At 70.9% G+C, this 25,173-nt stretch carries 28 protein-coding genes; 19 read left to right on the plus strand and 9 right to left on the minus strand.

Annotation, left to right across the window (positions count from 1 at the left end; all coding sequences use genetic code 11):
- Positions 1-14: 14 nt before the first annotated feature.
- Entirely contained in the window at positions 15-443 is a 429-nt protein-coding gene (locus ACIRU3_RS02880) for a GNAT family N-acetyltransferase (RefSeq protein WP_404050366.1), read from the minus strand.
- 29 nt (positions 444-472) lie between these two features.
- On the minus strand, positions 473-1,363 hold the full coding sequence (locus ACIRU3_RS02885; protein WP_404050369.1) for an NADP-dependent oxidoreductase: 891 nt from the start codon (positions 1,361-1,363) through the stop codon (positions 473-475).
- Positions 1,364-1,496: 133 nt separating this feature from the next.
- On the opposite strand from ACIRU3_RS02885, the gene ACIRU3_RS02890 reads away from it, so the two are divergent.
- A complete protein-coding gene (locus ACIRU3_RS02890; RefSeq protein ID WP_404050372.1) occupies positions 1,497-1,910 on the plus strand; it encodes a winged helix-turn-helix transcriptional regulator in 414 nt (137 codons plus the stop codon).
- Here ACIRU3_RS02890 and ACIRU3_RS02895 read toward each other — a convergent pair.
- Positions 1,907-2,434 carry a MarR family winged helix-turn-helix transcriptional regulator gene (locus ACIRU3_RS02895; RefSeq protein ID WP_404050374.1) on the minus strand — a complete coding sequence of 176 codons (528 nt, stop codon included), beginning with the start codon at positions 2,432-2,434 and terminating at the stop codon, positions 1,907-1,909. The genes ACIRU3_RS02890 and ACIRU3_RS02895 overlap by 4 nt on opposite strands.
- Before the next feature lie 54 nt (positions 2,435-2,488).
- Entirely contained in the window at positions 2,489-2,962 is a 474-nt protein-coding gene (locus ACIRU3_RS02900) for a hypothetical protein (protein ID WP_404050377.1), read from the minus strand.
- Between the two features lie 126 nt (positions 2,963-3,088).
- Here ACIRU3_RS02900 and ACIRU3_RS02905 point away from each other — a divergent pair, with 126 nt between their 5' ends.
- From ACIRU3_RS02905 to ACIRU3_RS02920, 4 genes are all read left to right on the plus strand, one after another.
- A complete protein-coding gene (locus tag ACIRU3_RS02905; protein WP_404050379.1) occupies positions 3,089-3,427 on the plus strand; it encodes a YnfA family protein in 339 nt (112 codons plus the stop codon).
- 52 nt (positions 3,428-3,479) lie between these two features.
- The gene (locus tag ACIRU3_RS02910) at positions 3,480-4,256 is read left to right on the plus strand and encodes an SDR family NAD(P)-dependent oxidoreductase (RefSeq protein ID WP_404050381.1); all 777 of its coding nucleotides are present in this window, start codon (positions 3,480-3,482) and stop codon (positions 4,254-4,256) included.
- The gene (locus ACIRU3_RS02915) at positions 4,256-4,402 is read left to right on the plus strand and encodes a hypothetical protein (RefSeq protein ID WP_404050384.1); all 147 of its coding nucleotides are present in this window, start codon (positions 4,256-4,258) and stop codon (positions 4,400-4,402) included. The genes ACIRU3_RS02910 and ACIRU3_RS02915 overlap by 1 nt, the downstream gene beginning before the upstream one ends.
- Before the next feature lie 74 nt (positions 4,403-4,476).
- Entirely contained in the window at positions 4,477-6,120 is a 1,644-nt protein-coding gene (locus ACIRU3_RS02920; protein WP_404050387.1) for an alpha/beta hydrolase, read from the plus strand.
- On the opposite strand, the gene ACIRU3_RS02925 is transcribed toward ACIRU3_RS02920, so the two are convergent.
- A complete protein-coding gene (locus ACIRU3_RS02925) occupies positions 6,110-7,303 on the minus strand; it encodes an RtcB family protein (RefSeq protein ID WP_404050389.1) in 1,194 nt (397 codons plus the stop codon). The genes ACIRU3_RS02920 and ACIRU3_RS02925 overlap by 11 nt on opposite strands.
- Before the next feature lie 214 nt (positions 7,304-7,517).
- Between ACIRU3_RS02925 and ACIRU3_RS02930 the strand changes: the two genes are divergently transcribed.
- From ACIRU3_RS02930 to ACIRU3_RS02940, 3 genes are all read left to right on the plus strand, one after another.
- Positions 7,518-8,360 carry a DUF3558 domain-containing protein gene (locus ACIRU3_RS02930; RefSeq protein ID WP_404050392.1) on the plus strand — a complete coding sequence of 281 codons (843 nt, stop codon included), beginning with the start codon at positions 7,518-7,520 and terminating at the stop codon, positions 8,358-8,360.
- A gap of 126 nt (positions 8,361-8,486) precedes the next feature.
- Positions 8,487-9,428 (plus strand): DUF3558 domain-containing protein, encoded by a 942-nt coding sequence (locus tag ACIRU3_RS02935; RefSeq protein WP_404050395.1) that lies wholly within the window; start codon positions 8,487-8,489, stop codon positions 9,426-9,428.
- Positions 9,429-9,527: 99 nt separating this feature from the next.
- Complete coding sequence (locus ACIRU3_RS02940) at positions 9,528-10,775, plus strand: DUF2637 domain-containing protein (RefSeq protein WP_404050565.1); 1,248 nt, start codon at positions 9,528-9,530, stop codon at positions 10,773-10,775.
- 101 nt (positions 10,776-10,876) lie between these two features.
- Here the strand turns inward: ACIRU3_RS02940 and ACIRU3_RS02945 are convergent, their stop codons facing one another.
- Positions 10,877-11,797 (minus strand): trypsin-like serine peptidase, encoded by a 921-nt coding sequence (locus ACIRU3_RS02945; RefSeq protein WP_404050397.1) that lies wholly within the window; start codon positions 11,795-11,797, stop codon positions 10,877-10,879.
- Positions 11,798-11,895: 98 nt separating this feature from the next.
- Here ACIRU3_RS02945 and ACIRU3_RS02950 point away from each other — a divergent pair, with 98 nt between their 5' ends.
- From ACIRU3_RS02950 to ACIRU3_RS02965, 4 genes are all read left to right on the plus strand, one after another.
- A complete protein-coding gene (locus ACIRU3_RS02950) occupies positions 11,896-12,027 on the plus strand; it encodes a hypothetical protein (RefSeq protein WP_404050400.1) in 132 nt (43 codons plus the stop codon).
- 174 nt (positions 12,028-12,201) lie between these two features.
- On the plus strand, positions 12,202-12,723 hold the full coding sequence (locus ACIRU3_RS02955; protein WP_404050402.1) for a sigma-70 family RNA polymerase sigma factor: 522 nt from the start codon (positions 12,202-12,204) through the stop codon (positions 12,721-12,723).
- On the plus strand, positions 12,720-13,412 hold the full coding sequence (locus tag ACIRU3_RS02960) for a hypothetical protein (RefSeq protein WP_404050405.1): 693 nt from the start codon (positions 12,720-12,722) through the stop codon (positions 13,410-13,412). The genes ACIRU3_RS02955 and ACIRU3_RS02960 overlap by 4 nt, the downstream gene beginning before the upstream one ends.
- 77 nt (positions 13,413-13,489) lie before the next feature.
- Positions 13,490-14,119, plus strand: coding sequence for a hypothetical protein (locus tag ACIRU3_RS02965; protein ID WP_404050407.1), 630 nt, complete (start codon positions 13,490-13,492; stop codon positions 14,117-14,119).
- 57 nt (positions 14,120-14,176) lie between these two features.
- Here the strand turns inward: ACIRU3_RS02965 and lysS are convergent, their stop codons facing one another.
- Positions 14,177-15,919 carry a lysine--tRNA ligase gene (gene lysS, locus ACIRU3_RS02970; protein WP_404050409.1) on the minus strand — a complete coding sequence of 581 codons (1,743 nt, stop codon included), beginning with the start codon at positions 15,917-15,919 and terminating at the stop codon, positions 14,177-14,179.
- Positions 15,920-16,046: 127 nt separating this feature from the next.
- Here lysS and argS point away from each other — a divergent pair, with 127 nt between their 5' ends.
- Positions 16,047-17,816: an arginine--tRNA ligase gene (gene argS, locus ACIRU3_RS02975; protein ID WP_404050412.1), complete on the plus strand. Its 1,770-nt coding sequence runs from the start codon at positions 16,047-16,049 to the stop codon at positions 17,814-17,816.
- Positions 17,817-17,895: 79 nt separating this feature from the next.
- Here the strand turns inward: argS and ACIRU3_RS02980 are convergent, their stop codons facing one another.
- Positions 17,896-18,348 carry a peptidoglycan-binding protein gene (locus ACIRU3_RS02980; RefSeq protein ID WP_404050415.1) on the minus strand — a complete coding sequence of 151 codons (453 nt, stop codon included), beginning with the start codon at positions 18,346-18,348 and terminating at the stop codon, positions 17,896-17,898.
- A 296-nt stretch (positions 18,349-18,644) separates the two neighbouring features.
- Between ACIRU3_RS02980 and ACIRU3_RS02985 the strand changes: the two genes are divergently transcribed.
- Genes ACIRU3_RS02985 through ACIRU3_RS02995 form a run of 3 tightly spaced genes read left to right on the plus strand, consistent with a single transcriptional unit; the run spans position 18,645 to position 21,328 of the window.
- Positions 18,645-19,457: a peptidoglycan-binding protein gene (locus ACIRU3_RS02985; RefSeq protein ID WP_404050418.1), complete on the plus strand. Its 813-nt coding sequence runs from the start codon at positions 18,645-18,647 to the stop codon at positions 19,455-19,457.
- Positions 19,454-20,302 (plus strand): DUF2690 domain-containing protein, encoded by an 849-nt coding sequence (locus ACIRU3_RS02990; RefSeq protein WP_404050420.1) that lies wholly within the window; start codon positions 19,454-19,456, stop codon positions 20,300-20,302. Before ACIRU3_RS02985 ends, ACIRU3_RS02990 begins: the two co-directional genes overlap by 4 nt.
- A 51-nt stretch (positions 20,303-20,353) precedes the next feature.
- Positions 20,354-21,328 carry a DUF4253 domain-containing protein gene (locus tag ACIRU3_RS02995; RefSeq protein ID WP_404050423.1) on the plus strand — a complete coding sequence of 325 codons (975 nt, stop codon included), beginning with the start codon at positions 20,354-20,356 and terminating at the stop codon, positions 21,326-21,328.
- A 13-nt stretch (positions 21,329-21,341) separates the two neighbouring features.
- Here the strand turns inward: ACIRU3_RS02995 and ACIRU3_RS03000 are convergent, their stop codons facing one another.
- Positions 21,342-22,547, minus strand: coding sequence for a PLP-dependent aminotransferase family protein (locus ACIRU3_RS03000; RefSeq protein ID WP_404050425.1), 1,206 nt, complete (start codon positions 22,545-22,547; stop codon positions 21,342-21,344).
- A gap of 411 nt (positions 22,548-22,958) precedes the next feature.
- Between ACIRU3_RS03000 and ACIRU3_RS03005 the strand changes: the two genes are divergently transcribed.
- From ACIRU3_RS03005 to ACIRU3_RS03015, 3 genes are read left to right on the plus strand one after another with little or no spacing between them, the layout of a single operon-like run.
- The gene (locus ACIRU3_RS03005) at positions 22,959-23,426 is read left to right on the plus strand and encodes a hypothetical protein (RefSeq protein WP_404050428.1); all 468 of its coding nucleotides are present in this window, start codon (positions 22,959-22,961) and stop codon (positions 23,424-23,426) included.
- 6 nt (positions 23,427-23,432) lie between these two features.
- The gene (locus tag ACIRU3_RS03010; protein WP_404050431.1) at positions 23,433-24,818 is read left to right on the plus strand and encodes a hypothetical protein; all 1,386 of its coding nucleotides are present in this window, start codon (positions 23,433-23,435) and stop codon (positions 24,816-24,818) included.
- Positions 24,815-25,126, plus strand: coding sequence for a hypothetical protein (locus tag ACIRU3_RS03015; RefSeq protein ID WP_404050434.1), 312 nt, complete (start codon positions 24,815-24,817; stop codon positions 25,124-25,126). The genes ACIRU3_RS03010 and ACIRU3_RS03015 overlap by 4 nt, the downstream gene beginning before the upstream one ends.
- Positions 25,127-25,173 lie beyond the last annotated feature (47 nt).

The raw sequence follows: 25,173 nt of genomic DNA on the forward strand, positions 1-25,173 counted from the left end.
ATTCCCCGCCCGCCCTACAGCGGCTTCACGAAGTGAAAGGCCCCGATCTCCATCCGCTCCCGCAGGTAGAAGCGGTGGGCGGCGGTGCGCTGGGTACCGGAGTCGAGGTTCAGCGCGTGACAGCCGACGGCCCGGCCGCGCTCCTCCAGGTGCGCGAGGAGCGCCCGGCCGACCCCGCCGGACCGGGCGCCCGAAGCGGTCACCAGGTCGTCGACGTACAGCTGCCGCAGCGAGGCGGTGTTGACCACCACCCGCCAGCCGGCCACACCCGCACAGGCCCCGTCGTCGCCGTAGGCCGCGGAGAACCGCAGCCCCTGCGCATACCCCTCCTCGTACACCTGCGTGAACAGTTCCTCGGTCAGGTGCGGGCGCAGCTCCCGCAGTACGGGCAGTACCTCGGTACCGAGCCGGGGATCGCCCGGCTCCAGCTCGACGATTTTCATGGCCGCACCCTAACGAGGCGGACCCTCGCCTACGGCACCAGCACCAGCCGGCCGCGCACCCCGCCCTCAGCCAGCCGGGCGTGCGCCTCGGCCGCCTCGTCCAGGCCGTACGTCTCGGCCACCCGCAGGCTCAGCACTCCCTCGTCCACCAGCCGGACCAGCTCCGCCAGCCGGGCCCCGTCGGCGCTCACCTCCACGGCCGTGGTCCGCACCCCGCGCACCGAAGCCGGCTGCCGGCCGGGCTGGGCACTGACGAACTCACCGCCGTCGCGCACCCACTCCAGCGCCGGCTCACCGAGCATGGCCGCGTCCAGCACCGCGTCCACGCTCCCCGGCGCGACCCCCTCGGCCGTGAAGCGGTCGGCCCCGAAGGAGCGCACCAGCGCCTCGTCGGCCGACCGGGCCTGCCCGGTCACGACGATCCCCCGGCGTGCGGCCAGCTGCACCGCGAACCCGCCGACCGCACCCGCCGCACCCGTGACAAGCAGCGAGCTGCCCGGCGCCAGTTCCAGCAGGTCCAGGGCCTGGACGGCGGTCAGCGCGTTCAGCGGCAGGGTGCCGGCGTGCACCGCGTCCACCGTGGCCGGCGCCTTGGCCACCGCGTCCGCCGGCACGACGACGTACTCGGCGTGCGCACCCAGGGGGTCGCTCACGCCGGCCGCGAGGGCCACCACCTCGTCACCGACCTGCCAGGCCGCGGCCACCCCGACCGCGTCCACCGTCCCGGCGACGTCCCAGCCGAGCCCCAGCGTCCGGCCCGCCCCGCCGAAGATGCCGGCCCGCACGGCCAGGTCCACCGGGTTCACCGCACTGGCCGCGACCTTGATCCGCACCTGCCCCGCCCCGGGCTCCGGTGCCGCCACGTCCGCGATCTCCACGGCCTCCGGACCACCGAACGTCGTCACCACAGCAGCACGCATGTCAACTCTCCCCGATTTCAAGATATTTGGTGTGCTTCGCGGCAATTTCCCCGCCGCAGCACCAACTCTAGGAGAGGTACTATCCCTGGGAAAGTAGTTACCTGGGAGTGCGTAGGAGACCCGGAGGAGAGCCATGGCGACCACGACCGCCGCCCAGCGACGCGAGCAGGCCCGTATCGACTACGACGCCTTCCTGCGCGACTGCCCCACCAACCAGCTCCTCGGCCGGCTCAGCGACAAGTGGGTCAGCCTCGTCGTCTCCGCCCTCTACGCCGGCCCCCAGCGCTACAGCGACATCGGCCGCAGGATCGCCGGCGTCAGCCCCAAGATGCTCACCCAGACCCTGCGCACCCTGGAGCGCGACGGCCTGGTCTCCCGCACGGTCACCCCGTCCGTCCCGGTCCGGGTCGACTACGAACTCACCCCGCTCGGCCGGAGCCTCGCCGGCCTGCTGACCGCGGTGAAGGACTGGGCGGAGACCCACTTCGACGAGGTGCGCACGGCCCGCGAGCGGTACGACGGGTCGATTCCCGCCGAGGACGTCTAGGACGCCTGGGGTGTACGGGGTCCCTGGGGTGTCTGGGAATCCTGCGGCCTGGGGTGCTCCCGCAGCCGGGCGATCTGCTCCCCGCTGAACTCCACGGTGCGCTCCATGTGCCGGACGATCGCGGCCAGCTCCGCGTCGTCCAGCTCGTCGAAGATCCTGGACCAGTCACCGGCCAGCGAGTCCCACATCCGTCCGAACTCGGCGATCTTCTCCGGCACGGTCGCCACCAGCACCCGCCGCCGGTCCGTCTCGTCCCGCTGCCGTACGACGTATCCCGCCCGCTCCAGCCGGTCCACGAGCCGGGTCGCCGACCCGGTCGTCAGCCCGGTCAGCTCCGCGACCCGGCCCGTGGTGACCGGCTGCTGCTCCAGCGTGAGCAGGTTCAGGCACTGCAGATCGGTGGGGTGCAGCCCGATCCGGTCGGCTACGGCCTGGTTGAACAGGGCGTACGAGGCCATGTACCGCCGGGACACCACGGACAGCTCCGCCAGCAGCCCGGAGCGCCCGGTCCTGTTCCCGGCCATGCCGCACTCCCCTTCGTCTGCGTGGTGCAGAGATCGTACGACGGTCCCGGCGGCTCAGAAGGCGTACGCGTCCCCGGTGTCGAGGACCAGCACCTTCAGCTGGTCGTTGCTCCGGTCCTTGTCGACCGCACCCCCGGCCCAGGCGGTGCCCACCTCCAGCGTGACCTCCGACGGCTTCTCGTCCAGCCGCACCCTCATCCTGATCTGCTGTCCCGCCTCGTCCGCGACCAGCGCACCGGTCCCGCAGACCACCGTCCGCTCGTCCGTCCGCGTGCACCCGTCCGGCAGCAGCTGCTGCCGCTCCGCCAGCGGCACCGACCAGCGCAGCAGGACACTCGCGTCCGGCACGGCCGAGGGGCCGTTGTTGCTCGGAGTGAGCCTGACGTCGACCTGGTCCCCAACCATGACGGCACTCCCGTGGAAGGCCAGATCGGCCTCGGGCGAGGGAGCCGCCCCGGCCGGCCCGGCCACGCCGGCGGCCATCACCACGGCGCCGCACGCACCTTGCACCCACGTCCTCATTCGCATGCCACCTCACCTCAGTCCTTCGCCCCGTATGCCGTGTCTCGTATGCCGTACGGATGTATGCCACGCGAACCGGCCGCCAGGCGCCCTCCAACAGGTGACACCACCCCGTCGTGCGAAGCTGCCGCCATGCCGATCCTCCGTTCCGCCGCGCTCTTCGTCCTCGCCGCACTGTTCGAGATCGGCGGCGCCTGGCTGGTCTGGCAGGGCGTGCGTGAACACCGCGGCTGGCTGTGGATCACCGGCGGGGTCCTCGCCCTCGGCGCCTACGGCTTCGTCGCCACCTTCCAGCCGGACGCCCATTTCGGCCGCATCCTGGCCGCCTACGGCGGGATCTTCGTGGCAGGCTCGATCCTGTGGGGCGTGGTCGCCGACGGCTTCAGGCCGGACCGCTGGGACATCGCCGGATCCCTGATCTGCCTGGCCGGCATGGCCGTGATCATGTGGGCACCGAGAAGCGGTGCCTGACCCTCGCCTACGCTGGAGCGAGCCGGCACCACAACGACCTCAGGAGCAGCCCATGGCCCCCGCCGCCCCGTCCGCCGCCTCCCGCATCGCCGTCGTCACCGGTGCGAGCAGTGGCATCGGTGCCGCCACGGCCCGGCAGCTCGCCGCGGCCGGCTACCGGGTCGTCCTCACCGCCCGCCGCAAGGACCGTATCGAGGCGCTGGCGGAGGAGATCAACGCGGCGGGCCAGTCGGCGACCGCGTACCAGCTGGACGTCACGGACCGGGCCGCGGTCGACGAGTTCGCCACGGCCTTCCGGGCGATCGGTGTCCTGGTCAACAACGCCGGCGGAGCCCTGGGCGCGGACCCGGTGGCCTCCGGCGACCCGGCGGACTGGCGCACGATGTACGAGACGAACGTCATCGGCACCCTGAACGTCACCCAGGCGCTGCTCCCGAAGCTGGAGGCGAGCGGCGACGGGGTGGTGGTCGTGGTGTCCTCCACGGCGGGCCACGGCACCTATGAGGGCGGCGCGGGCTATGTGGCCGCCAAGCACGGCGCCCACGTCCTCGCCGAGACCCTGCGTCTGGAGATCGTCGGCCGGCCGGTGCGGGTCGTGGAGATCGCGCCCGGCCTGGTCAGGACCGACGAGTTCGCCCTGACCCGCTTCGGCGGGGACGCGGAGAAGGCGGCGAAGGTCTACGAGGGTGTGGCCGAGCCGCTGACCGCGGACGACGTGGCCGAGACGATCACCTGGGCGGTCACCCGCCCGAGTCACGTCAACGTGGACCTGCTGGTCCTGCGCCCGCGTGCCCAGGCGTCCAACACCAAGCTGCACCGGGAAGCGTGATGCCCGACGAGGACTCCCTGGAGCGGCGCCGCCTGGAGCAGGAGACGAAGGACGAGCGCCAGGTCTGGTACTTCCTCGCCTACTTCCTCTTCGGCATCCACTTCGTGGCGTTCGTGATGATCTACGCGGTGCGCCACGCGAAGTGACCAGGGCACGGGCGGCTCAGCCGTTCGGCTGCGGCTGACTCGCGCGCGTCACCGGACCACGGTGGTGTTAAGGCGTGCTCATAGCCGGGTCCACAGCCGTCCGCAGGCGTTGTGCCGCGGTCGTCGCCGCGGTGGTGACCTGTTCGACGGTACTGGCCGGGCCGGACCTCGCCGGTGCCGGCGGTACGCCGGCACCGGCGGTGCCCGCCCCGCAGCTGAAGTGGAAACCGTGCGTCAAGGGCGGTCGGTTCGACTGCGCGACCGCAGAAGTGCCGCTGGACTACCGCGACCCGGGCGGTCGCAGCATCGAGCTGGCGGTCGTCAAGCGGAAGGCGACCGGCCCCGGGCGGCGCATCGGCACCCTGTTCTTCAATCCCGGCGGGCCCGGCGGGCCCGGAACCGTGCAGATGCCGCAGTCGTACGAGTCGTTCCCGCGCGAGGTGCGCGAGCGGTTCGACATCGTCAGCTGGGATCCGCGCGGAGTCGGCAGCAGCACCGCGGTGAACTGCTTCGCCAGTTCGGGGCAGGCCGCCGCGTGGACCGCGGGCAAATCGGCCGGCGTCCCGGTGGGCGCACAGCAGCGCGCGGCCTGGTTCGCCGCGTACCAGGACCTGGCCCGGCGCTGCCGGCAGCGTGACCCCGAGTTGCTGCGCCATGTCTCGACGGCCGACACCGCTCGCGACCTCGACCAGCTCCGCCGGGCGGTGGGCGACCCGCAACTCACCTACCTCGGAATCTCCTACGGCACGTTCCTGGGCGCCACCTACGCCAACCTCTTCCCCGGCAGGGTCCGCGCCATGGCCCTCGACAGCAACATCGACCCGCAGGCCTGGACGAACCACGCCTCAGACGAAGACCCGAAGCTCACGACCTTCCTGCGCATGGGCTCGGACCGCGGCGCGGCAGCGGTCCTCGACCGGTTCCTCGCCCTGTGCGGATCGGCGGCCACCGGCGGCTGCGCCTTCTCCGCCGGCACTCCGAAGGCGACCCGGGACAAGTACGACCAGCTGATGCGGCGGCTGCGGGCGCATCCCGTGGGCGAGTGGACCTACGGCCGCACGGTCGGTGACGTGGTGAGCGGTCTCTACTTCGTCCGTCCCGGGTGGACGGACCTCGCCGGCCGGCTGCAGCAGCTGTGGCAGGGCCGCGTCCCGGAGCCGTCCCCGCCCCCGCCCCCGCCGCCGGTCCCGGACCCGAATCCGTACACGGGCGAGGAACAGGCCATTGCGGTGTTCTGCGGCGACAGCCCCAACCCCCGTGACCCCGCTGCCTACCCCGCCATGGAGGAGGCCGCCGCCGCCCGTGCGGGCGACGCCGGACGCTACTGGACCTGGACCGCCGCGGGGTGCGTCCCCTGGCCGGCCGTCGCGGCCGACCCCTATCGCGGCCCGTGGAACAAGCCGACGGCGCATCCCGTCCTGGTGGTCGGCACCGTCTACGACCCGGCCACCCCCTACTCGGGCTCGCAGGCGATGGCCGGGGAACTGGCCGACGCCCGCCTGCTCACCCACGAGGGGTACGGTCACACCGCACTGATCAACCCCAGCAGCTGCGTGACGGCGTACGAGAGCCGCTACTTCGTCGACGGCACCCTCCCGCCGGCCGGAACGACGTGCCGGCAGGACAAGCCCCCCTTCCCCGCGCCCAAGCCGACCGGCCCCGTCGCCACCGGCGGCGGAGCACTGGCGGCAGGCGCGGGGACGGGCGTCAGCCCTTGACGCAGACGACCTGCTTGAGCTTCGCGACGACCTCGACCAGGTCCCGCTGCTGGTCGATGACCTGGTCGATCGACTTGTAGGCGGCCGGGATCTCGTCCACGACGCCGGAGTCCTTACGGCACTCCACGCCCCGCGTCTGGTCCTCCAGGTCCTTCGCGGAGAAGCGCCGCTTGGCCGCGTTGCGGCTCATCCGCCGGCCCGCGCCGTGCGAGGCCGAGTTGAAGGCCTTCTCGTTGCCGAGGCCCTTCACGATGTACGAGCCCGTACCCATCGAACCCGGGATGATCCCGAACTCGCCGGAGCCGGCCCGGATCGCGCCCTTGCGGGTGACCAGCAGGTCCATGCCCTCGTACCGCTCCTCCGCCACGTAGTTGTGGTGGCAGGAGATCTCCGGCTCGAAGGCCGGCCCGGCCTTCTTGAACTCCTTGCGGATCACGTCCTTCAGGAGCGCCATCATGATGGTGCGGTTGTACTTGGCGTACTCCTGCGCCCAGAACAGGTCGTTGCGGTAGGCCGCCATCTGCGGGGTGTCCGAGACGAAGACGGCGAGGTCGCGGTCGACCAGTCCCTGGTTGTGCGGGAGCTTCTGGGCCACGCCGATGTGGTGCTCGGCGAGTTCCTTGCCGATGTTCCGCGAGCCGGAGTGGAGCATCAGCCAGACGGCACCGGTGGTGTCGGTGCACACCTCGATGAAGTGGTTGCCGCCGCCCAGGGTGCCCATCTGCTTGGTGGCCCGCTCCTCACGGAAGCGCACCGCCTCCGCGGTGCCGTGGAACCGCTTCCAGAAGTCGTCCCATCCGGCGGTCGCAAGACCGTGGAACTGTCCGGGGTCCGCGGGATCGTCGTGCATCCCGCGCCCGACCGGAATCGCCTGCTCGATCTTCGAGCGCAGCCGCGACAGGTCACCCGGAAGGTCGTTCGCCGTCAGCGACGTCCGCACCGCGGACATCCCGCACCCGATGTCCACCCCCACCGCGGCGGGGCACACCGCGCCCCGCATGGCGATGACCGAGCCGACCGTCGCGCCCTTTCCGTAGTGCACGTCCGGCATCACGGCCAGGCCCTTGATCCACGGCAGGGTGGCGACGTTCTGGAGCTGGCGCAGGGCCACGTCCTCCACCGTCGCGGGGTCGGTCCACATCCGGATCGGGACCTTCGCGCCCGGCATCTCCACGTACGACATAGGTTCCTCATTCCCCCGACAAAGACAACAAAAGGCTTAAGAGCAGCAAAACGCAAAATAGGCGCCAAGGTCTATGAAAAGGGACAAGGGACCGGCGTCCACGGCGGTGCGTGCGATACACATTGTCTCCAGGGAGCGCCCCGCAGCGGCAAGCGAATAACCAGCGGGGACACCGCACCACCAGCGAGCGCACATCGTCGAGAGGAGCCCGACCGTGCAGCGGAAGGCATATGTGACCGGCACCGCCGCCCTCCTCGTGGCGCTGCTGGCCGGCTGCACGAGCGGTTCCGGCGACGGCAGCCGGACGGACGACGCCAACCCGGGCGACGCCGGTACGGCGACGGCAGCGGCCCAGCCCGGCAAGTACCGCTCCCTGCCCGAGCCCTGCGGCGCGGTCGACCGCGACACGCTCGACTCGATCCTGCCCGGCGTCAAACAGCTCACCGACGCGGACCAGCGGGAGAAGGCCTACCAGGGCGAGGCGACACTCACCTACAACACCGACCGGAAGGTCGGCTGCCATTGGAAGGTGGAGTCCGCCGACGCCACCGACCGTCTCTCGGTCGACTTCGAGCGCGTGGTGTCGTACGACAACGCGGTCAGCGACGACGACCAGGCGCTGAAGCTGTTCCAGGGGATGGAGACGGCCGCCGACCTGCCCGAGCCGAGTTCCTCCACGCCCACCGGCACCCCCACCGGCACCGGCACACCCAGCGGCACCGGCTCCGGCTCCGGCACCCCCACGGCCACGGCCACCGCGAGCGACGACGCCTCCCCCTCCTCCTCGGAGAGCTCTCCCGGTGCCACTCCGACCGATCTCCAGCCCCGCGTGCTGTCCGGTCTCGGTGACGAGGCGTATCTGGACGACCGGCTGAGCACGTCCGGTTCGACGGCCGAACCGCGGACGGTGACTGTGGTGTTCCGCACGTCCAACGTCATCGTGACCCTCGAGTACGAGGAGCAGCCGATGACCATCGGAGCGGTCCCGGACAGCAAGGAAATGCAGGACAGGGCGCGTGATCTCGCCTCCGGGCTGGCCGACACGCTCAGCGGCTGACACCCGCCGGGGCGCCTCGGGCGGCCACCCGCAATGCGCGGGAACGGAAACCGCACAGCTCCTTCACCGCGTACCGTGGCCCCGCAGGAACCCGCACGAACACCGAGCGTCACGAGTGAAGGAACCATGCAGCGAGCAGCCCAGCGAGACGACCGTGCCACGGGGGTACCCACCACGCCGTTCAGGCAGTGGGGGACAGGCCGCCGCGCCAAGCGCCTGAGCCGCGCCCTTGTCTGTGCGGCAGCCGTCCCCGCGGTCCTGATCACCGCCGCCTGCTCCTCGGACAGCGGCGGCTCCGACAAGGGCGGCGACAGTGCCCGGCAGACCGGCGGCGGCTCGACGCAGCCCTCGGCGAGCGCGTCCCCGACCGTGCAGGCGGCCGCGTACCAGAAGCTTCCGGAGTCCTGCGCCGTGCTGTCGAAGAGCACCCTGACCGATCTGGTGCCCAAGGGCGCCAAGTCGGGCAAGGAGGGCACCTCCGACGACACCGCGACCCGTTCCTCCTGCTCCTGGAACAGCCTGGACAACAACGGCACCAAGGGCTCCCAGTTCCGCTGGCTGAACGTCTCCCTGCTGCGCTTCGACTCGGACGCCAACCGCGGCACGGGCGAGAAGCAGGCGCACACGTACTACGCCCAGCAGGTCGGCGACGCGCAGAGCGTGTCCGGCGCGAAGAACACCAAGTCGGAGCCGGTCGCGGGGACGGGCTCGGAGGCGACGGCGGTGCGCTACGACCTGAAGAAGAAGGAAGGCTCCTTCAAGCAGCAGACGGTGGTCGCCCGGGTGGAGAACGTGGTCGTCACGCTCGACTACAACGGCGCCGGTCTCGCGGGCGAGAAGACCCCCAGCGCCGACGACCTGACCAAGGCGGCGGAGAAGGCCGCCAAGGAGGCGATCGCGGCCGTCTCGGCGGCCAACGGCAAGGGTTCCCCGGCCGGTTCGTCCAAGACGGGCTCCGCCGCTCCCTCCAAGTCGGCGTCCAGGTCCGCGTCGAAGGCCCCGTCGAAGTCGGCGTCCAAGTCCCCCTCCACCGGCGCATCTGCGTCCAAGTCGGCCGCGAAGAACTGACCGGCGTCACGTGCGCCGAGGGCGTGTGCCACTCTGTTGCGCGCAACAACACGCAAGGGGAGGGGAGTACGAGTGGCCGCGCCACTGCAGCTGACTCGGATGCACCGGATACTCATCGGCGTGGTCGTGTCCGGTGCGTTGATCATCGCCGGCATCGGCTTCGCCGGTTCCTACGCGGCCGTCCGTGAGCTGGCCATCAAGAAGGGCTTCGGGGACTTCTCCTACGTCTTCCCGATAGGCATCGACGCAGGCATCTGTGTCCTCCTCGCCCTGGATCTGCTCCTGACCTGGATCCGGATCCCGTTCCCGCTCCTGCGTCAGACGGCCTGGCTCCTGACAATGGCGACCATCGCCTTCAACGGCGCCGCCGCCTGGCCGGACCCGCTGGGCGTGGGCATGCACGCGGTGATCCCGGTCCTGTTCGTGGTCGCCGTCGAGGCGGCCCGCCACGCCATCGGCCGGATCGCGGACATCACGGCCGACAAGCACATGGAGGGCGTCCGGCTCACCCGCTGGCTGCTCTCCCCGGTCCCCACGTTCCTGCTCTGGCGCCGCATGAAGCTGTGGGAGCTGCGCTCCTACGACCAGGTCATCAAGCTGGAGCAGGAACGTCTCGTCTACCAGGCGAGACTGCAGGCACGCTTCGGCCGCGCCTGGCGCCGCAAGGCCCCGGTCGAGTCGCTGATGCCGCTGCGGCTGGCCCGCTACGGCGTCCCCCTGGCGGAAACGGCCCCGGCGGGCCTGGCAGCGGCAGGCATAGAGCCGGTGCTGCTGCCGCCGTCCCCGCAGCCCCGACTGTCCGCGGCCCCCGCGCAGCTCACGGCCGACACCGTGGCCGCGGACACTCGTGCCGCCGCGACGGCCCGCGTCCCGCAGCAGGCGGCACCTCCCGGCGAGGGGCGCCCCGAGCCGCCCGAGGACGAGCAGAGCCCCTGGTTCCAGGCCCCGCGCGAGGTCGACTACCACGGCGGCTACGACCCGGCGTACGCCCCGGTCCCGGACCCCCAGTACGTTCCCGAGGAACAGTACGAGGAGTGGTACGAGGAGCAGCCCCCGGAGCAGTTCCAGCAGCCCTCCCCGGAGGAGACCGGCAGCTTCCCCATCCCGGTGGGCCCGAACCGCACCCGCGAACTGGGCGAGGGCGGCGGCCCCCCGGAGCCCGACGAGGAGGCCTTCTACCAGGTCTTCCGCCAGTCGATCGACGGCAGCTACCCCACGGCCGGCCAGCTCCGCGGTGACGTGGAGGCGACCTTCGGCATCGCCCTGCCGCAGCGCGAGGCCGAACGCATGGTCAACCGCTTCACCAACCGCCACACGGCGGAACTGCAGGACGACCACATCGCCTAGAGGCGACCCCATCGCGTGGAAGGCGCCCGGTGCCGAAGAGCACCGGGCGCCTTCCTCTGCGTGGAGACGGCATTTGATCCCGACGCGTCACCACCGGTGCGTCACTGCGGGCGGGGCAGCACCCCGGGCCGGGCGGGCGGGGCGCCGGCCACGGCCGCGTCGTACAGACGCCTGATGTCGGAGCCGAAGTACGGGCTGTAGGAGATGTCGGCGGTGGGCCCCCCGGTCTTCCAACCGCCGATGCTCCCGACCACGTCGCCCCTCCCGGTGTGCGTGTTGAAGTTCGCCAGGAACGGGCCGCCACTGGTGCCCGAACGGTAGTCGTCGCAGGCGATCCGGAGGTACGAGCCGGGCGTGCCGTCGGTCGGCGTGAACTTTTGCGTGGAGTTGGTGCAGGTCAGAGGCTGCCGGTCCGTGCCCGGATAGCCGATCAGCCTGACTCGGGGAAACGCGTAACCGCGCCCGGTGACAAGGTCGTTGCCGCCCACGACGTCCTGCACCCGCTTGCCGTCGCTGCGCGCCCCGAGCCGTGCAAACGCCACGTCCCACGGGGCGCCCTTCGTGTGCCCGCGGTCGTAGTAGCGCTTGTCGATCCAGACCTGGCTGCGCCCTCTGGAGTCGGTGTCGACCGGGAAGATCCCATGCGGTCGCGGCCTGGCCGCGGTCCACTGCGGCACGAACGCCAAGGAACCGGTCCCGGCCCTAGAGTCCAGGCAATGGCCCGCGGTCAGCACGATGTTGTGGTGCGCGCTGTTGATCACACTGGCGGTGCAGAAGTAGGAGCCGCTGCCCCTCTGCATATACATCCGCCCGATCATCGGCAGCCCGCCGAAGTGCGAACTCCCCGGGCCGACCCCGGCACGCCGTGACTGGGACCATCCCGTGTTAGGAGACGGGGCATCGGCCGGCGCCGGGCGCCCGTCGTCCGGAAGCGGCTTCGCCTCGGCCATGCGCCGGTCGGTCCAGAACCGCTGCGCGGCCCCGGCGGTCCAGCGAGGCGCCGCCTGCGCGGAAGGCGACATGCCCTGCGTCGTGGCCGAGGACACCGGGCTGGCGTCCGCAGCACTGGCCGTGCCGACGACACCCGACGTCGAGATCAGACTCCGGTGGCCTCGTGTTCGTGGTCAACGACAGCCGCCGCCGCCAGGCGCGCGGAATCGTCTCCGCCGGCAACGGTCCGGGGGAGATCGAGTGGACGGAGGCCACTGACATCCTCCACAGCTTCGGCCTGAAGCTGAACCCGCACCAGTAACCCGGCACCACCGCGAGGGGCACCACGGAGCTTCCACCCGGAGCCTGTGGTGCCCCTCGCGCGTGTGGGCGGCATCCCGCACCGTCGCCCGCGGCCCGTCGAACTTCCTGGCCGCAAGGCCCCAACCGGACGGGGGAGTTGTTCGTGATACCGGGTGAGGGGATCGGAGGGAACGTGGCCGAATGGTCGAGGCTGCTGTCCGAGCTCGCGCGGGAGCGCGGCGCGGAGCTGAACCGGTACGGCTTCCTGCTGTGCGGCAACCGTGCGGAGGCAGCCGACCTGGTTCAGGAGGCACTGGTACGGGTCTTCTCCCGGCCCCGCCGTGCGTGGGAACTGGGGGAGGCGGAGGCATATGTGCGTCGCACGATGCTCAACCGCTACCTGGACCTGCACCGGCGTCGCACCCGTTGGATCCGCGCGCTTCCGCGGCTCGTGTCAGCGGAGCCGGTCGCCGACCACAGCACGGACGTCCTGCACCGGATCGACCTCATGGACGCCATGCGCGGACTGTCGCCGAGACAGCGGGCGTGCGTGGTGCTCCGTTACTACGAGGACATGTCCACCGCGGACATCGCGACGCGACTCGGCTGCGGTGAGGGGACGGTCAAGCGTCATCTGAGCGACGCGCTGGCACGGCTGGGCGCCCGGTTGCGGCCACCCGCACAACGCGCCGCGGAGGAAAGGCAGGAGACATGAAGCCCGAGGACCTGCGCGAACAGCTGCTGGCCGCCGCGCATCACACACCGCTGCCGGAGATCGACACCGAGCGGGTTCGGACCCGGGTGCGCCGGCGCAGGCTCGCCCGGTACACAGCCGTGGCCGGGGCGGGCCTGGCCGTGGCCGCCGCGGTGGTGCTGAACACGCTGCCGTCCGTCTCGACACCGGAGATCAAGTCACCGGCGGACTCGGTGATCAAGCAGCCCTCCGCGACGATCAGCGAAGCTCCAGGGGTCCCTCGTTACACCTGCGGCACGAGAATCCCGGCGAGTACCGGCCGGGGAGCCGTGACCGTACGCATCTCCGATGTGCGCTCGGCACGGGACGGAGCCCCGCAGGTCACCTATGCGGTGGACGCGACCGCCCCATCGGTCCTGTCCGGCGGGCCACGGATTCTCGTCCTGAGGAACGGCCGGGTCGTAGCCGGTCAGGATCCGTCCGGGCCGGCATCCGAGAACACCACGCACGGGGTGACCATCACCCCCGACCGTCCGCACCGCGCCCGGCTCGCGCCGGTGCCGGGCCGACCGTGCGCGGGAACCTCCTGGAGCTCGGTGTGGAAGGACGGCTACGAAGTGGCCGTCGTCCTCGTCACCCAGAAGGCCGCCCCCTCCGGCACTCGGGCCGCCGATTCAGTGATCGTCGCCCGTGCCCCCCTGGCCGGTTGAACGGCAGACCTCATGACCGGCTTCTCCTTCTCCACTCGCTCTGCTCGCACCGCTCTCGACATCTCATGGAGGAACTCATGCGTCGCCTTCTGCTGCCCGCCGTCCCCGTCCTGCTGCTCGCCCTCGCCGGATGCGGGGCTGACTCCGACGCGGTGAACGGTGATCCGGCCCACCCCGCCGCGACCACCACGACTTCCCCGCCGCTGAAGTTCCAGGACCGCTCTCTGCCCTGCGGCGGCACCATCGAACCCCCGGTCCGCGTCAGCGGCCGCGACGAGTCCCTGCAACTGACCGTCCCGTCCCTGCGGCGCCAGGGCTCCACCCTGCGGACCACCTACAAGATCACCTCCCACGACCGGACAGAGGCACTCAGCCTGCCGATCATCGATGTCCCGCCCACGGCCCTCCTGCTCAAGCACGGCGTCATCGTCGGCCGCCAGAAGGCCGCCGCCGACACTGGTCCGAAGGGCGGGGCGGCCCTCCTGTACCCCGTCGGCCGGCGCCCCTACACCAAGACCCTGACGGTCGACAGCCTCTGCTCCGGCACCACATGGTCCGGCGTGGACAAGCACCCCGGCGACTACCAGGTGGTCGTCGTCATGTCGGTCCAGTCGCAGGGAGAGCCCTCCGAGGCCAAGCCGACGGACGATGTCCGCCCGGAGCCCCTCCTCGAAGCCACCCGCGACCTCTCCACGCAGAGCCGGTGAACGCATGCGAGGAGGGGCGCCCGGTGACACCGGACGCCCCTCCTCGTACGACGCGGTCTACTCCCCGAGCAGGACCCGCACCCGCTCCTGCCCCACCGCCAGCAGCAGCGTGGGCAGCCGCGGCCCGGTGTCCCGCCCGACCAGCAGGTGGTACAGCAGGGCGAAGAAGGACCGCTGAGCCGTCTTGATCTCCGGCGGCAGCTCCTTCGGCGTGGCGTCGGCCGGGAACCCGGCCTGCACCTTGGGCACGCCGTACACGAGGTGGGTCAGCCCGTCGAGGGACCAGTGCTCGGCGAGCCCGTCGAGCAGCAGCCGTACCGACTGCTGGGAGGCCTCGTCGAGGGACTTCAGCAGCTCGGCGTCCGCCTCCTCGCGGACGATGGTGCGCTGGTCGGCCGGGACGTGGGTGTTGATCCACGCCTCGGCCTTGTCGTACCTCGGCCGCGCCTCGTCCAGGGAGGACAGCGGCTGCTCCGGGTCCAGTTCGCTCAGGATGCGCAGCGCCTGGTCCTCGTGTCCGGCGGTGATGTCCGCGACGGACGCGAGCGTGCGGTACGGCAGCGGACGCGGCGTCTTCGGCAGGTCACCGGCGGCGGTGCCCACTGCACGCGTGTACGCGGCGACGTCGGCCGGGAGGGCAGACGCGTCGGCGACCTTGCCCGCCAGCTTGTCCCACTCGTCGTAGAGCCGCTGGATCTCCTGGTCGAAGGCGATCTTGAAGGACTGGTTGGGCCTGCGCCGGGCGTACAGCCAGCGCAGGAGCTGCGGCTCCATGATCTTCAGCGCGTCGGCCGGGGTGGGCACACCGCCCCGCGACGACGACATCTTCGCCATGCCGGAGATACCCACGAAGGCGTACATCGGGCCGATGGGCTGCTTGCCGTCGAAGATCCCGACGATCTGACCGCCGACCTGGAACGACGAACCCGGGGACGAGTGGTCGACGCCGCTCGGCTCGAAGATCACGCCCTCGTAGGCCCACCGCATCGGCCAGTCGACCTTCCAGACCAGCTTGCCGCGGTTGAACTCGCTCAGCCGGACGGTCTCGGAGAAACCGCAGACGGTGCAGGTGTACGCCAGCTCGGTGCTGTCGTCGTCGTACGAGGTGACCGTGGTCAGGTCCTTCTCGCAGTTGCCGCAGAACGGCTTGTACGGGAAGTAGCCGGCGGAGCCGGAGCTGCCGTCGTCCTCGGACGCGGCGCCCGACCCCTCCTCGGCCTCCAGCTCGGCCTCGTCCAGCGCCTTCTGCTGCTGCTTCTTGGCCGGCTTCGGCTTGGTCCGGTACTGGGCGAGGATCGCGTCGATGTCGCCGCGGTGCTTCATGGCGTGCAGGATCTGCTCGCGGTACGCACCGGAGGTGTACTGCGCCGTCTGGCTGATCCCGTCGAACTCCACACCCAGCTCGGCCAGCGACTCGATCATCGCGGCCTTGAAGTGCTCGGCCCAGCTCGGGTGCGCGGAGCCCTTCGGGGCGGGCACGGCGGTCAGCGGCTTGCCGATGTGCTCGGCCCACGACTCGTCGACGCCCGCGACGCCGGCCGGCACCTTGCGGTAGCGGTCGAAGTCGTCCCAGGAGATCAGGTGCCGGACCTGACGCCCACGGCGGCGGATCTCGTCGGCGACCAGGTGCGGGGTCATGACCTCGCGCAGGTTGCCGAGGTGGATCGGGCCCGAGGGGGAGAGGCCGGACGCGACGACGACCGGTTTGCCCGGGGCACGGCGCTCCGACTCTTCGATGACCTCATCCGCGAAACGGGAGACCCAGTCGGTGGTCTCGGTGCTCTGAGCCACGATCGGCACGTCCTTCTTTCTGAACGGGTGACACTCCATTGTCACAGACCGGCTTGCGACCGGGAAAACCGCTTTACCCCCCATGGGATACTGGCCGGGTCTATCCATCCCCACGAGGAGAACGGCACCCATTCCTATGGCCTCGGTCACGTCCCTCAGCGACTCCGTCCAGCAGCACCTCGCGTCCGCTCTCTCGGCCACCCTGCCGGAGGCCGCCGACGCCGACCCGCTGCTGCGACGTAGCGACCGGGCTGACTTCCAGGCCAACGGGATCCTGGCGCTCGCCAAGAAGGCCAAGGCCAACCCGCGGGAGCTCGCGACCCAGGTCGTCGCCCGGATCGAGTCGGGTGACGTGATCAAGGACATCGAGGTCTCCGGCCCCGGCTTCCTGAACATCACGATCACCGACGGGGCGATCACCCGGAACCTCGCCGAGCGGTACGCGGACAGCGACCGCCTCGGGGTGCCCCTCGCGGAGCACCCGGGCACGACGGTGATCGACTACGCCCAGCCGAACGTGGCGAAGGAGATGCACGTCGGTCACCTGCGGTCCGCGGTGATCGGTGACGCGGTGGTCCAGATCCTGGAGTTCACCGGCGAGTCCGTCGTGCGCCGGCACCACATCGGCGACTGGGGCACCCAGTTCGGCATGCTCATCCAGTACCTGATCGAGCACCCGCACGAGCTGGACCACGAGGGCGGCGAGGTCTCCGGCGAGGAGGCCATGTCGAACCTGAACCGCCTGTACAAGGCGGCGCGGACGGTCTTCGACTCCGACGAGGAGTTCAAGACGCGGGCGCGGCGCCGGGTGGTGGACCTCCAGGCGGGCGAGCCCGAGACGCTGGCCCTGTGGCAGAAGTTCGTCGACGAGTCGAAGATCTACTTCTACTCGGTCTTCGACAAGCTCGACATGGAGATCAGCGACCCGGACGTGGTCGGCGAGTCCGGCTACAACGACATGCTGGACGAGACGTGCCGCCTCCTGGAGGAGTCGGGCGTGGCGGTCCGCTCCGAGGGCGCGCTGTGCGTGTTCTTCGACGACGTCAAGGGCCCGGACGGCAACCCGGTCCCGCTGATCGTGAGGAAGTCGGACGGCGGGTACGGCTACGCGGCGACGGACCTGTCCGCGATCCGTGACCGGGTCTTCGGCCTCAAGGCGTCGACGCTCCTCTACGTCGTGGACGCCCGCCAGTCCCTGCACTTCAAGATGGTCTTCGAGACCGCGCGCAGGGCCGGCTGGCTGAACGACGACGTCAAGGCGCACCAGCTGGCGTTCGGCACGGTGCTGGGCAAGGACGGCAAGCCGTTCAAGACCCGTGAGGGCGAGACGGTGCGGCTGGTCGACCTGCTGGACGAGGCGATCGACCGCGCCACGGCCGTCGTGCGGGAGAAGGCCGAGAAGGTGGGCCTGAGCGAGCAGGAGATCGAGGAGAACGGCCGCTACGTCGGCATCGGCGCGGTGAAGTACGCCGACCTCTCGACCTCGGCCGTCCGGGACTACAAGTTCGACCTGGACCAGATGGTCTCGCTCAACGGCGACACGTCCGTGTACCTCCAGTACGCGTACGCCCGGATCCAGTCGATCCTGCGCAAGGCGGGCGAGGCCCGTCCGCTCGCCCACCCGGAGCTGGAACTGGCCCCGGCCGAGCGCGAGCTGGGTCTGCACCTGGACCGGTTCGCGGAGTCGATCGCGGAGGTCGCCGACGAGTACGCGCCGCACAAGCTGGCCGCGTACCTGTACCAGCTGGCGTCCCTGCTGACCTCGTTCTACGACAAGTGCCAGGTCCTGAGCGACGACAACCCGACGGAGGTCGTCGAGAACCGGCTGTTCCTGGTCGATCTCACGGCGCGCACGCTGCACCGGGGCATGGCCCTGCTGGGCATCCGGACCCCCGAGAAGCTCTGAGCCGTACGCGCTGAGGCGCTACGGCACGCGGCCCGTCCTCTCCCCCGGGAGGACGGGCCGCGGTGTGTTCATGCGGTCGTCAGCGCGAGTCGCAGTACCGCGCGAAGGCGGCCTTGGTCCCCGATCCGGCGATTCCGTCGATGGCCCCGCTGTAACCCCAGTTGGCCTTCAGCCAGCGCTGCAGCGCCATCACCGTGTTCTTGCCGACGATGCCGTCGATCGAGTCGTTGTAGCCCCAGTTGGCCTTGAGGAAGCGCTGCATCGCCTTCCAGCTCTCGGTGCCGAGCTGGCCGTCGATGGCGCCGCCGTAGCCCCAGTTGGCCTTCAGGTCCTTCTGGAGCTTCTTGGCCTGCGTGGTGTTCAGACCGAGGTTGTTCACCGCGCTCGGGGCGACGGCCTCGGAGCTCACCGCCGGCTTCGCGGCCGGCGCGGTCTGGGCGAAGGCGGCGCCGGCGCCGGCCATGGTGCCGGCGGCGATGCCGACGGCGGCGGTGACGCTCACGAGGGTCCTCGTCAGAGCATTCGGTCGCATGTGGCTTCCCTTTCGGATCGTGGTGCGGACTGCCGAGACGAGAGTGCGGGGCGGGCGGGGCGGGCGGCCACACTTGCCGTGCAAGTGACGTCCTCGTGGGACGTCCCATCCCCTGACCTGCGCTGACATCAACGGATGGGACGGTTCCGCGGGACGGCTCCGGCGGGCTGTGGCCGAATCCGTAGTCGTGCCGCGTCAGGCTTCCGGCGCGGCGCGTGCATGCTGTTGCAGAATGTGACGGGGGGTCACCGGCCGCTGACCACGGACCGCGGACCATGAACGCGAGTGGGGGGAACATGTCGCGTTGGAAAGCGCTGCCCGCTGGACTGGATCCACGCGTGCGGCAGTTGGTGGTGACTCTGCGTCGCCTGAAGGACCACAGCGGGTTGAGTGTGCGGCAGCTGGCCGCGAAGACGGGGTACAGCCCGAAGTCCTGGGAGCGGTATCTGAGCGGCAGTTCACTGCCGCCCGGGGATGCCGTGGAGGCGATGGCCCGGATCTGCGGCACCGATCCGACCCGGCTGCTCGCCCTGCACGAAGTCGCCGAGGACGTGTGGAGAAGCGGGCGCGCGGATGTGCCGGAGGCGGGCGCGCTGGGGCCGGTGGAGGTGGGCGCGGAGGAAACGGCGGAGCCGGCCGCGGGGCCGCCGCAGCAACGTCGCGGACGTCCGGCGTTGCGCGTCGGGCTCGCGGCGGGGGCGGTGGCCCTGGTGCTGGCCGTCTGCTCCGCGGCCCTCCTGGTCGTACGGCTCGCGGACGGCGACGGCCGAGCGGCGCCGGCGGCGTCCCGCACCACGTCCACCGGCACGTCGGAACCGACGTCGCCGTCGCCGTCGGCGCCGTCGTACACGTGCCGCATCCAGCGGATCGACGGCAGCTGGTACGCGGGCAACAGCCGTACGCAGGACACCGTTCTGGTGAACGGTCTGGCCGGTCCCGAGGTGGCCGAGGCACAGTGCCTGCTGCGCCGGGCGGGCTACTCGCCGGGGGGCATCGACGGCATCTACGGCCCGCTGACCGAAGCCGCCGTCGAACGCGTGCAGAAGCGGGCCGGCCTGGTCGTGGACGGCATCGTGGGCCCGCACACGTGGAAGGCCCTGCGCCGATGACCGCGCCGACACCGTCTCCGGAACGCGCACGGCTGGCCGCCGCCCTGCAGGAGTTGAGGGCGCGGACCGGCCTGAGCATGGCCGCCCTCGCGGAACGGACCACATTCAGCAAGTCGTCCTGGGAGCGCTATCTCAACGGCAAGTCGCTGCCGCCGCGCCGGGCGGTGCAGGAGCTGTGCCGGCTCGCGGGCGAGCCGGACGGGCGCTGTCTGGCGCTGTGGGAGATCGCGGAGTCGGAGTGGAGCGGCCGGGCGGCGGAACGGGCCCGGCCGGACACACAACCGCAGCCACCGGAGCCGGAACCGCAGGCTCGGACGACGCCCCCTGCTCCTCCTCCGGCTCCCGAAGAAGCCAGGCGCACCGGCGTCACGAGCACTGCGGTCGTGGCCGTGATCGCCTCGGTGTGCGCGCTGACCGTCGGGGGCGTGGCGACGGGCCTCTTCCTGCTGCCGCGCCACGACGGCGAACCTCCTTCCACCCCGTCCACGACCGGCCCCTACTGCCGGGGATCCGGCTGCGAGGGCAGGGATCCGATCCACATGGCCTGCGCCGAACGGCCGGCCACGCTCGCCTCGCATCACACGGCCACCGGAGCCTGGCTGGAACTGCGCTACAGCAGGCCCTGCGGATCCAGTTGGGCCCGCATGTGGGGAACGCGAGTCGGCGACCGTATCGAGATGACCGCGGGAGGCCCCGCCCGTGACGCGAAGGTCAAGGACGACGGCGAGACGGAGACGTACGTCTACACCCCGATGACCTCGACCGCCCCCGGAACCGTGATCCGGGTCTGCTTCCGGCCTGCGGCGGGCGGCGGGCCGGAGTGCCTCGACAGCCGCGTGCGTTAGGACCGCACGAACTCGCACCACACCGCCGATCAAGACCCCGCCCGCCTCGAAATGGCCGTCTCCCCCCAAGCCGTCCGCATCCGCGACTCGAAGCAGAACGACTCCCACGGCCCCACCCTCCAGGTCGCCCCGGCCGCTTGGAAGACCTTCACCGAGTTCGCCACCGGCCGGCCGACGGAGTTGTCAGTGCCGACCCCTACAGTCGGCGTCATGGCGACTCTTCCCAATCCGCTGCCCAAGCTGACCACGGACCCCAGCGGCCGGTCCCTCGGGCTCCAGCTCCCGCCCGGCAGGCTGATCGACGCGACCGACGAAGGCCCCTGGCACGAGCCCCTGCTGTGGCACGCCGAGAAGGCGGCCGCGCCCGGCACATGGAAGGCCCTGGGCATGCCGGCCGCACGAGCCGGGCTACTTCCCGTGCTCGTGGACCTGGGCGGACCCCAGGACGGGGTGGGGAACTGGGAGTTGATGCCGGACGAGATGTCGTACGCCGGCGATCACGACGCCGAGGAACTCCTCGCCGAGTACTGGGAGGAGAACGCGGAGGAGGAACTGGCCGTGGAGATCGAGCCGTTCGGCCTCGAGTGGCCGGGGCTCGCGCCCGCCGCCTCCCCCACCGCCGACCCGGACACCCGTGCCGCCCAGCTCGCGGACTCGCTGACGGACGGCACCCGTCCCTGGCTCAAGGACCCGCATCTGGCCCTGGTCCCGGCGCGCAGGTCGGCGGACATCCCGGCAGCGATGGGCTGGACGGGTCCGCTGAACTACGAGAGCGACACCGCCCGCCTCGGCGCGGTGCTGCGTTCCTGGGAGGACCGCTTCGGCATAAGGGTGGTGGCGCTCACCTTCGACACGCTGACCGTGTCCGTCGCGGCTCCGCCGGCCACCCTGGCCGAGGCCGAGGCGGTGGCGGCGGAGCACTTCGCGTTCTGCCCGGACAACATCACGCAGAACGGCCCGGACACCCTGCGCGCCTACGCCAAGGAACTGATCGGCGACCCGGCCTGGTCCTTCTGGTGGGACTGACCGCCATCGGCGGTCAGTCGCGGCCGAGTCCCTTGCCCAGCCGCCGCAGCCCCTCCCCGATCTCCTCCGGCGTCTGCGTCACGAAGCAGAGCCGGAGGGTGGAGGGGTCGGCGTCGGCGGCGTAGAAGGGAGCGCCGGGGACGTAGGCCACGTCCTGTTCCACCACGCGCGGCAGCAGGGCAGTGGAGTCGTACGACTCCGGGAGCCGGACCCACAGGAACATGCCGCCCTCGGGCCGGCTCCAGGTGGAGCCCTCCGGGAGGGCCTCGGGGAGGCCGGCCAGCATGGCGTCCCGGCGTTCGCCGTAGACGGCCCGGACGCCGGCCACATGGGCGTCGAGGGCGTCCAGATACCGGGCCGCGGCGAGTTGGTTGAGGGTCGGCGTGTGCAGGTCCACCGCTTGTTTGGCCACCGCGCACGCCCGTCGCAGTTCCGCCGGGGCGCGGAGCCAGCCCAGCCGCAGACCGGGTGCCATGACCTTGGAGAAGGAGCCGAGCAGGACGACTCGGTCCTCGGCGCCGGGGCAGGCGGCGATCCAGGGTGCGCGGGCGCCGTCGTAGCGGAGTTCGCCGTAGGGGTCGTCCTCGATGATCCACAGCCCCCGGCGGGCGGCCACGGCGGCGACTGCCTCGCGGCGCGGCGTGGGCATCGTACGGCCGGTGGGGTTCTGGAACGTGGGGACGAGATAGAGCAGCTTGGGGCGTTCGCGCAGGACCAGTTCCTCCAGCGCGGAGGGGTCCACCCCCGCATCGTCTCCCGGCACGGGCACCACGCGTGCCCCCGCCAGCCCGAAGACCTGAAGGGCAGCCAGATAGCAGGGGTTCTCGACCAGGACCGTGTCACCGGGCTCGATCAGGGCCGTCGCCAGCAGGGACAGGGCCTGCTGGGAGCCGGTCGTGACGAGCAGGTCGTCGCGGCCGGTGGGCAGCCCCTGGGCCGTGATGCGGTCCGCCAGCCCGGAGCGCAGGACCGGTTCGCCCTCCGTGGTCGAGTACTGGAGCGCCTGTGCCGGGGCCTCGGCCAGCACGTCCCGGAACGCGGCCGCTATGCCGTCCCGGTCGAACAGTTCGGGAGCCGGGAGACCACCCGCGAAGTTGATCACCTCGGGCCGTGCGGTGACCGCCAGGATGTCCCGCACGGGCGAACCGCCCACCTTGCGGGCACGGGCCGCGAGCGGCGGAAGCGGGGCGGTGGGTGGAGCGGGCTCGGTGACGGTCATGGTCGGCCATACCTTTCTTCGTGGGTCGATCCGGGTCATTCGCAAGATCGGGACACCCAAGGCACGGGGTGTGGCTGTCATGGTGTTGCCGCGTGTGCGGCTCGGAGAGAGCGGCCGCCCGGTGCCCCGCGACGACTCGACCGCCATCGGCTCCGGAAGGTCGTCTCCGTGCGCAGCCTAGGGAGTTGCATGCTGACTACACGGGCAATTCCGCGATCCGGACGTCCGCACCGGCCGCCGCTCTCGGTGCAGGAGCGGGAGTCTGCGGCCCGGGCATCGCGGCGAGCCCGCCGGACGGCCCGCCGACGTGCGCTCATTGGCGGGATGGGCCGGGCTGTCACTACAGTCGGGATCGATCATGGAATCCGCGGTGCGGAACGGTCCACGCGGATTCCGGGTGAAGGGGGATGTATGGCATGGGACGAGTGGGAGCAGCTGAAAGCCCGGGCGGCGGAGCGGCATTCGGCGAAGATGCAGCTCAATCAGTATCCCGCCGACGGCGGCGGGGGCGGGGGCGGGGGCGGACAGTCCGGCCCGGGGGGTAAGGGCGACAGGCTCCACGTCGACCACGACTCGCTCAACAGGAACTCGAACTTCCTGATCGAGCTGGCGGGACTTCTCTACGAGGGACGGCCGGACGGTGACCTCTGCACGACGGCACGCGCCCCGCGCTCACACCCGGACGTAGCGGCGAAGGTCGACCGGTTCGCCCGCTTCGCGGACGACCAGTACCAGGACGTGACGTCGCTGCTCGCCGCGTTGTCCACACGGCTCAGAGAAGCGAACGGCACGTTCGTCGGATACGACGGTGAGGTGGCCGGCGGCATGATGAACGCCGTGCTCGAGCTGGGGCAGTACGTGGCCCCGGAAGACAGATGAGCCCCCATGGCCTACACCTACCGACAGGACGTCAGGTTCCTCGACGACTGCAACCCTGCTCTCGTGGAACGCAATGCTCTGGAGTTCAGGAGACTGCGTGATCTGCTGCTCGACGTCGAGCCCGGCGCGCAGCGGGCCGCGACCAACACACAATGGGTGAGCGAGAACCGGAAGCCGTACGACCACCGTCTGCGAGAGGCACGTGATCTGATCAAGCACCTCGCCGACGGGTACGACAAGGCTCAGAGCGCGCTTCTGCATTACGCGTCAGCGCTCGAGACCGCCAAGTCGCACTACTCGGACGGCAAGGCGGCGGAACAGACGTTGGCCGGCCTCATATCCCAGGTCGCGGACGCCGAGACGCGCAAGGCGCAGGAAGCCGGGCCGATGCACCAGTGGGAGGACCTGCGGGGCACGACGGGCTTCCTGGACTGGGCCGCGGAGCTCACGGTCGACATCGACGACATCAAGGACGACGCGAACCGCGCGCACGATCAGGCCAGTGCGGCCTACCACCGCGCCAAGACGGTGGAAGGAGAGGCCCGGGACACGTGCACGGCGGCTCTGGACAAGGCGTACAAGGCCCTCCCCGACTTCCGCGGCGGCGACTTCGTGGACGCGAAGAGCCTGATCGACTCCATTCCCGCACTGCGCACCGAGGCCGCCGAAGCCGCCAGGGACCCCCTCACCCAGCTCGCCGGCAGCGGCCCCAAGGCCGAATTCACCAAGGCCGTGGGCAAGGACGAGGTGTCGCCGTCCCTCAGGGACATCAGGATGCGCGTCAACGGCCTGCCCGAGGCCACCGATGCCTACTGGGCCGTGCCGAGGAACGCCGAGGAGCGGCGCGAGTGGATCGCGGCCAACAAGGAGATCATCACCGCCGCGGCGAAACGATCCGGCCTGCCCCCCGACATGGTCGCGGGCATCGCTTGGCAGGAGGTCGGCGGACAGTGGGGCTGGATGGACGACGGTGTCGACACCATCCGTGAACTCGCCAGGGACGGCTGGTTGTCCGACACCCCGGAGAACCTCCCCTCGCGGCTCGGTGGCACGCCGGACGAGACGTCCTTCGGCCCCATCGCCATCCAGGTGAGAAGGGCCGCCGAGGTCCTCGGCTACGATCCGGCGAACCTCACCGAGGGGCAGCGGGACACCATCGAGGCCTCGCTGCAGGATCCCGGGCAGAACATCTTCATCGCCTCCGACTATCTGGCCATGCTCAAGGAGGAGAGCGGCTTCGCCGACGTGCCTGCCGACGAGATGACGCGGGCGCAGCGCCAGGAACTCGCCGCACGCTACAACGGCGGCCCCTACTGGCAGGATGACTCGGCCCAGGCCTACGGCCATGGTTTCGACTCGAATCTGGACGACGCTAGGAGCGCCCTGAAGTGACCGGCCTGCTGCGGGGACCCTGGGGAGTCATCCTCGTCCTCGCGAACCTGCTCAACGCCTACGTCGCGTACGGGGCACTCGTGATCCAGCCGCAAGGGGCCTGGGACGAATCGACGCTGACCGGTATCGAGGTCGCCTCGGCGCTGCTGATCGCGCTCGCCGTCGTCACGTTCCTGCTCGCCCTGCTGCCCGTACGGAGCCGGGCCCTGAGCCGCTGGTGGCTGGCGCCCTCACTGCTCTTCCTGGTGGCGGGCGCGGCACGCTGGACGTACATCGTCCAGACCTATCCGCAGGGCCCCGGCGGATGAGCGGGGGCGGCACCATGTCCTGTGGGGCAGTGGATCGCCGGCGCGGG

Source organism: Streptomyces sp. NPDC101151, assembly GCF_044768335.1.
Lineage (GTDB): Bacteria > Actinomycetota > Actinomycetes > Streptomycetales > Streptomycetaceae > Streptomyces.

Bases quoted from the DNA above. Each gene is read 5' to 3' on its own strand.
- ACIRU3_RS02935 (WP_404050395.1), top strand. From the start codon at position 8,487: ATGCAGCGAGCAGCCCAGCGAGACGACCGTGCCACGGGGGTACCCACC.
- ACIRU3_RS02885 (WP_404050369.1), bottom strand. From the start codon at position 1,363: ATGCGTGCTGCTGTGGTGACGACGTTCGGTGGTCCGGAGGCCGTGGAG.
- ACIRU3_RS02880 (WP_404050366.1), bottom strand. From the start codon at position 443: ATGAAAATCGTCGAGCTGGAGCCGGGCGATCCCCGGCTCGGTACCGAG.
- ACIRU3_RS02915 (WP_404050384.1), top strand. From the start codon at position 4,256: ATGCCCGACGAGGACTCCCTGGAGCGGCGCCGCCTGGAGCAGGAGACG.
- ACIRU3_RS02980 (WP_404050415.1), bottom strand. From the start codon at position 18,348: ATGCGACCGAATGCTCTGACGAGGACCCTCGTGAGCGTCACCGCCGCC.
- ACIRU3_RS02900 (WP_404050377.1), bottom strand. From the start codon at position 2,962: ATGCGAATGAGGACGTGGGTGCAAGGTGCGTGCGGCGCCGTGGTGATG.
- ACIRU3_RS02990 (WP_404050420.1), top strand. From the start codon at position 19,454: ATGACCGCGCCGACACCGTCTCCGGAACGCGCACGGCTGGCCGCCGCC.
- ACIRU3_RS02925 (WP_404050389.1), bottom strand. From the start codon at position 7,303: ATGTCGTACGTGGAGATGCCGGGCGCGAAGGTCCCGATCCGGATGTGG.
- ACIRU3_RS02895 (WP_404050374.1), bottom strand. From the start codon at position 2,434: ATGGCCGGGAACAGGACCGGGCGCTCCGGGCTGCTGGCGGAGCTGTCC.
- ACIRU3_RS02905 (WP_404050379.1), top strand. From the start codon at position 3,089: ATGCCGATCCTCCGTTCCGCCGCGCTCTTCGTCCTCGCCGCACTGTTC.
- ACIRU3_RS02995 (WP_404050423.1), top strand. From the start codon at position 20,354: ATGGCCGTCTCCCCCCAAGCCGTCCGCATCCGCGACTCGAAGCAGAAC.
- ACIRU3_RS03010 (WP_404050431.1), top strand. From the start codon at position 23,433: ATGGCCTACACCTACCGACAGGACGTCAGGTTCCTCGACGACTGCAAC.
- ACIRU3_RS03000 (WP_404050425.1), bottom strand. From the start codon at position 22,547: ATGACCGTCACCGAGCCCGCTCCACCCACCGCCCCGCTTCCGCCGCTC.
- ACIRU3_RS02985 (WP_404050418.1), top strand. From the start codon at position 18,645: ATGTCGCGTTGGAAAGCGCTGCCCGCTGGACTGGATCCACGCGTGCGG.
- ACIRU3_RS02965 (WP_404050407.1), top strand. From the start codon at position 13,490: ATGCGTCGCCTTCTGCTGCCCGCCGTCCCCGTCCTGCTGCTCGCCCTC.
- ACIRU3_RS02910 (WP_404050381.1), top strand. From the start codon at position 3,480: ATGGCCCCCGCCGCCCCGTCCGCCGCCTCCCGCATCGCCGTCGTCACC.
- ACIRU3_RS03005 (WP_404050428.1), top strand. From the start codon at position 22,959: ATGGCATGGGACGAGTGGGAGCAGCTGAAAGCCCGGGCGGCGGAGCGG.
- ACIRU3_RS02945 (WP_404050397.1), bottom strand. From the start codon at position 11,797: ATGTCGCCTTCCGCGCAGGCGGCGCCTCGCTGGACCGCCGGGGCCGCG.
- argS (WP_404050412.1), top strand. From the start codon at position 16,047: ATGGCCTCGGTCACGTCCCTCAGCGACTCCGTCCAGCAGCACCTCGCG.
- ACIRU3_RS02940 (WP_404050565.1), top strand. From the start codon at position 9,528: ATGCACCGGATACTCATCGGCGTGGTCGTGTCCGGTGCGTTGATCATC.
- ACIRU3_RS02960 (WP_404050405.1), top strand. From the start codon at position 12,720: ATGAAGCCCGAGGACCTGCGCGAACAGCTGCTGGCCGCCGCGCATCAC.
- ACIRU3_RS02890 (WP_404050372.1), top strand. From the start codon at position 1,497: ATGGCGACCACGACCGCCGCCCAGCGACGCGAGCAGGCCCGTATCGAC.